At 59.6% G+C, this 4399-nt stretch carries 5 protein-coding genes and 1 pseudogene; 3 read left to right on the top strand and 3 right to left on the bottom strand.

Going from position 1 to position 4399, the window contains the following annotated elements; genetic code table 11:
- A pseudogene (locus ACLP25_RS21220) lies at nt 1-151 on the top strand (IS256 family transposase); the annotation flags it as partial.
- A 411-nt stretch (nt 152-562) separates the two neighbouring features.
- Nucleotides 563-1414, top strand: coding sequence for a hypothetical protein (locus tag ACLP25_RS21215; protein WP_442471130.1), 852 nt, complete (start codon nt 563-565; stop codon nt 1412-1414).
- A 708-nt stretch (nt 1415-2122) separates the two neighbouring features.
- On the opposite strand, the gene ACLP25_RS21210 is transcribed toward ACLP25_RS21215, so the two are convergent.
- Entirely contained in the window at nt 2123-2596 is a 474-nt protein-coding gene (locus ACLP25_RS21210; RefSeq protein ID WP_442471129.1) for a YybH family protein, read from the bottom strand.
- A 108-nt stretch (nt 2597-2704) separates the two neighbouring features.
- Here ACLP25_RS21210 and ACLP25_RS21205 point away from each other — a divergent pair, with 108 nt between their 5' ends.
- Nucleotides 2705-3025, top strand: a complete 321-nt coding sequence (locus tag ACLP25_RS21205) for a cyclic nucleotide-binding domain-containing protein (RefSeq protein ID WP_442471128.1) — start codon at nt 2705-2707, stop codon at nt 3023-3025.
- A gap of 46 nt (nt 3026-3071) precedes the next feature.
- Here the strand turns inward: ACLP25_RS21205 and ACLP25_RS21200 are convergent, their stop codons facing one another.
- A complete protein-coding gene (locus tag ACLP25_RS21200; RefSeq protein ID WP_442471127.1) occupies nt 3072-4091 on the bottom strand; it encodes a hypothetical protein in 1020 nt (339 codons plus the stop codon).
- Nucleotides 4088-4399: hypothetical protein (locus ACLP25_RS21195; protein WP_442471126.1), on the bottom strand; the 312-nt coding region annotated here is incomplete at its 5' end. The genes ACLP25_RS21200 and ACLP25_RS21195, both read right to left, overlap by 4 nt.

Genomic DNA, 4399 nt, shown 5'->3' with positions numbered 1-4399 from the left:
CCCAAACGACGACGCGATCGTCCGGCTGGTCGGCTCCATCCTGATGGAGCAAAACGACGAATGGGCCGTCCAGCGCGCCCGATACATGACGCTGGAAACGATCGCCCCCGTCAGCGATAATCCCATCATCCTGCCCGCCGTGGCCGGATGATCACCCCGGCCATGCCGGTGAACGACGATGCTCAAAGAGCTACACCACGCATTGGGACACGGTCTAAATATGGGCCCGACAATGCGCGGCCCGATCTAACTAAAGGAGGCCCCTACCCTGACCAGTCGCATCAATCGGGATGGCATTATGTGATACCCGTGATAATCTACATGGTTATTTGTGGCTTGTGCTTCTACATGGCGTTTCAGCAGCACAGTAGAGAATATTCTTCTTCGGATGAATTACTTAGCGGTTCAACTCAATACACTTACTAGTCCGAGCCAAAATAGTCTTTATGGCATGCTGACCTATACATTCCTGGCGTCTTACATTTAGACGATTCAGTATTTTTTCAGGCGAGTTTCAAATTTCGACCTGTCTCCTCTCTCGTTCTTCCAAGCTATTGTCCATATGCTTCAGGCTTTGTTTGTTTCTGCGGTGCTGTACCAATTCGGAATCGAAAATTTTCTTAACCCGATTGGACACACGATTGGCATTGACGGCAGTCAAATCGCGATCGTTGTCGCCTTCGTTGTGGGTTTGTATCCAAATCTCGCAATCGACGTCCTCGTTGCCCGGGTTCCAGCAATCAGGGCCAGAAGAGTGAGCGAGGATAGCAAGAGATTACAAGAAGACGTACCTCTGGACGCGATCGCCGGGATCGACCCGTTCATGAAATTGAGACTTGAAGAATTTGAGATCTACGATGTGCAGAACCTAGCGACCTTGAATCCCATACAGATTTTTGTCGAAACCCTGTACGGGCTATATGAGGTGATCGACTGGGTTGCGCAAGCACAATTGATACTGGCGGTGGGGCCTGGCGTAGCGGCTCAATTAAAATCTCTCCAAATACGAACGATATTTGATCTTAAGCACGCGATATATAATAATTCTCTACGAGAAATACTTCTGTCGATTCTCACACACAATCAGATAAAAGCACATTCCGCTCCAACCTCCCGCAGCGCGGTCGACTCAGTCTTCGATCCGTCGACCGTGACGCAGGGCAACAGCGCGGTCACGCTCGACGCGTCCTCGGACCTGGACTCGGTTATTCGATTTATTCGGGACGATCTACACGTGCAGAGGCTCCGTCAGGTGTGGGATGTCATCAGCAGTCGCCTGGAGCAGCGAGCGCTGATCAATCCCTCCGGTCCCGACCAGTCGCGCGCCGCAGAGGCTGCCCTAATTGGAGGAACGCCAAGCATCGTCGCCCCGGCGCACGCTTCGTCCGCTCCTGTTACGGCGCCGGCTGGATGATGCTAGCCCGCACAAATTACGGGTCACGCCTCGCACCTTCTTCGTGCGGGCGATGTGGCCATGGGCCCCGGGGCAAGTGTACGCGCTTAAAAGCGCGCACTTCTGAGGCGCCCGGGCCGCCCCTTAAAGCACGATGAAATGGGGTCGCGACGGTCAAACCCTCAGTCGACGGCCCTCGACCATTGCCCCGGCCTTCGGACCCCGCCGCGATGGCGCGACTTTTGATTGTGGAAAAGCAGAAATTACGGTATGATCCCTTCGTGCAAGCCTCAGACGAAGCGCAAACGGATCAACGCCGTCCTTAACTAAACGGGAAGTGGCCGTTTGCCCGGGGGACGGGTTGCATGACAAAGAAGATTCGCGAGAAGATTTTTTCGCAAACTCGAGTGTAACGCATTGAAAGGTCACGATTCACGGGTGAATAAAAGGGTCAAATCAGCGCCGAACGCATGCCGAACGCATGCCGAACGCCTGTCGAACGCATGCCGTACGCGCACTGAATGGCGCCGGATGGGGCCCGAATGGGCCTCGCTCCACGGACGCCCGGGGAAATCCAAATGTCTCGCGCCGACGGCATCCAGGCGACCGGCTGTTTTGGAATCGTGGATGGACTCGTCGCCAGGGCCCGTCGACAGACGGCCGCTTCGACACCCAGAGGTTGGCCACAATAATGGAGGCCGGTTTAACCTAAAGACATCATGCTCTAATCTAGTCCAGCGCGTTGGAGTAGGCGAGGAAGCGGATGATCGACCAGCGGCCGTCGGGACCGCGGCGGAAGACGTCGAGGCCGGATTCTTTCGAGGCGGCGGGCGAAGGGCCGCGCTGGACCGTCACCGACCAGACGAGCCGCACGAATGCGAGGTCGCCGCTGACGAGGATCTCCTGGATGTCCGGGGCGTAGCGAATCGTCCGCGTGCGGTCGGCGAGCGCCGAAGCGATCCGCCGGCAAACGCCGTCGCGCCCCTCGTCGGCGCGGCCGCGCATAGTCGATAGGAGATCAGGAGCGAAGATGTCGCAGGCTTCAATCGCGTCGCGGGCGTTGAACGCGTCGGCCCAGGCCTTGAGCCGCGCCGCGATCGCCGTCTTGTCCGCGTCCGGGTCGGCCCGCGCCGGCGAAAGTGCGAAGATTCCGATGAGGCCGGCGGTGAGGGCCGGGCGGACGGTCGTGACGAAACTGCGCATCGGCGCTCCCAGAACAGCGCGAGATCGGCGGATGGCCGCCTTGCCGCGCCCTTCACGACGGCAACGAAAAGACCGACTTCCGCCCAATCGCTCGAGCGGGGCGGCCTGGTGCTGAACTACCGCGCCGGCGACATGATGTTCCGCGAAGGCGACCCCGCGACCTGCATGTATATCGTGCTGAAAGGTTCCGTCGAGATGTCGACGCGGGACAAATCCGTCGCGACGATCCCCGAAGGCAAGCCCCTCTGCATGCTCTCTATCATCGACAAGAAGCCTCGGGCCAACAGCGCGCGTGCGAAAGAGGACTGCGAGCTCGCCCTGCTCGACGAGCGGACGTTCCGCGTCATGGTCGAGGAGACGCCCGACTTCGTCTGGTACGTGATCAACGAGTTCGCCTCGCGCCTACGTGCGACCGGCGGGCTGCTGTAATTCCTGGGCGCCGCCCGAAAGCAACGGGTCCGCGAGGGCGGTCGCATTACGGGGCGTAATCGAGTTTCGAAGTCTTCAGCTCGGCAATGACCGAGGCAATTCTGTCACTAACAATCACGGCGCCCGCGTGATTGAGATGTTGGCGATTGTAGTAGAGCCCCGAATTCTGCGCCAGATCGCTGTTGTCGATCACAGCGCCGTATTGGCTGAGAAACGCTCGGTCGCTCGAGGGTTCCGTGTCCTTGTAGCTAGGCATGAAGACGAAGATCAGCCGCGCCCCGTGCGCTTTCGCCAGTTCGGCGATTGCGCGGAGGTAAACCCGGTCGTCGCCGTCATTGCAGCACCGCATTAGCAGCCGGGAGATGCGGGTGTCGTCCGGCCGGGGCAGAGGTTCAGCATCAAGGACGTCGGCGGGCACCTCGGCGGCCATGTCAATCGCCTTTCCCTCTATGACAAAATGACCGGTCGAGTAATCCGACTTCGTTCGCGCATAAGCTTCCCGATCGAACGTGTCGCGAAGGCCGGCCAATTCGGGAAAGAGCCGCGCGAAGAATAACTGCGCCTGCCGAGCGGGGAGGAAGGCGAGATCATAGGCATAATTATGCAGCAAAGAAGCCGGCGGAAATGCAATCGCCGCCGCCGGAGCAACCTTTTTGAACTCGGGATGGCCGAATTCCGTCCGCGGTTCGCTGACGCCGACCACGACAACCTTCGGCGATTTGACCTTGAAGACCTCGGCGAGCACGGCCCAGTGCAGATTGCGCCCCTCGCCGGGTACGGAGAAATTGGCGACATGGACCGGTTGCCCCCGCTCGGACAGCCGCTGCTCGACCTCCGGCATACTTACGCCAAAAAACGTCCTGGAAGGCCCGACGACGACCACATCGATGGGACGATCATCGAAGTGAATTCGCTCGTAGGCCCATTGAAGCGTATCGAACAGGGGGCGGTCGGCGAGTTGCCAGCGCTGATACGGGTTGTCGGGAAGCAGGCACGCCAAGGCGCAAAGCGCCAGCGCCGCGGCGAGGCTCGCGCAGATTGTGCGCAAGGCCTCGGCGCCATTCATGGGAGCGCCCTCCATCCGAGCCTGCTGGGCGACGACGCCAAAGGACGCGGCGGGCGAAAGATCGCCGCGACGATGAAGGCGACCCCGAGCAGCATCAGGCGCGACCTCCCCTCGTCGCTCTTGCCGCTCACGATCCTGAGCCCGATTGCGTAGGTCGTAGCGCTCGCGGTGATCAGGAGCAGCAGGTAAACCCAGCTCGACAACGCGTAGAATGCGTAGGACAGCGCGAGCAGATAGATCGCTCGCAGCCGACCAGGAATCCAATAGAAAGCGATCCCTGCTGCCGCGAGGCCAACGTAAAAGAGCGG

It is taken from the genome of Roseiarcus sp. (assembly GCF_052145395.1).
GTDB lineage: Bacteria > Pseudomonadota > Alphaproteobacteria > Rhizobiales > Beijerinckiaceae > Roseiarcus.
The sequence above is the reverse complement of the archived record's forward strand: the minus strand, read 5'-3'. Positions and strand labels throughout refer to the sequence as shown.

Excerpts from the sequence above, each read along its gene's own strand:
- ACLP25_RS21200 (WP_442471127.1), bottom strand. The coding sequence starts at position 4,091 with ATGAATGGCGCCGAGGCCTTGCGCACAATCTGCGCGAGCCTCGCCGCG.
- ACLP25_RS21210 (WP_442471129.1), bottom strand. The coding sequence starts at position 2,596 with ATGCGCAGTTTCGTCACGACCGTCCGCCCGGCCCTCACCGCCGGCCTC.
- ACLP25_RS21215 (WP_442471130.1), top strand. The coding sequence starts at position 563 with ATGCTTCAGGCTTTGTTTGTTTCTGCGGTGCTGTACCAATTCGGAATC.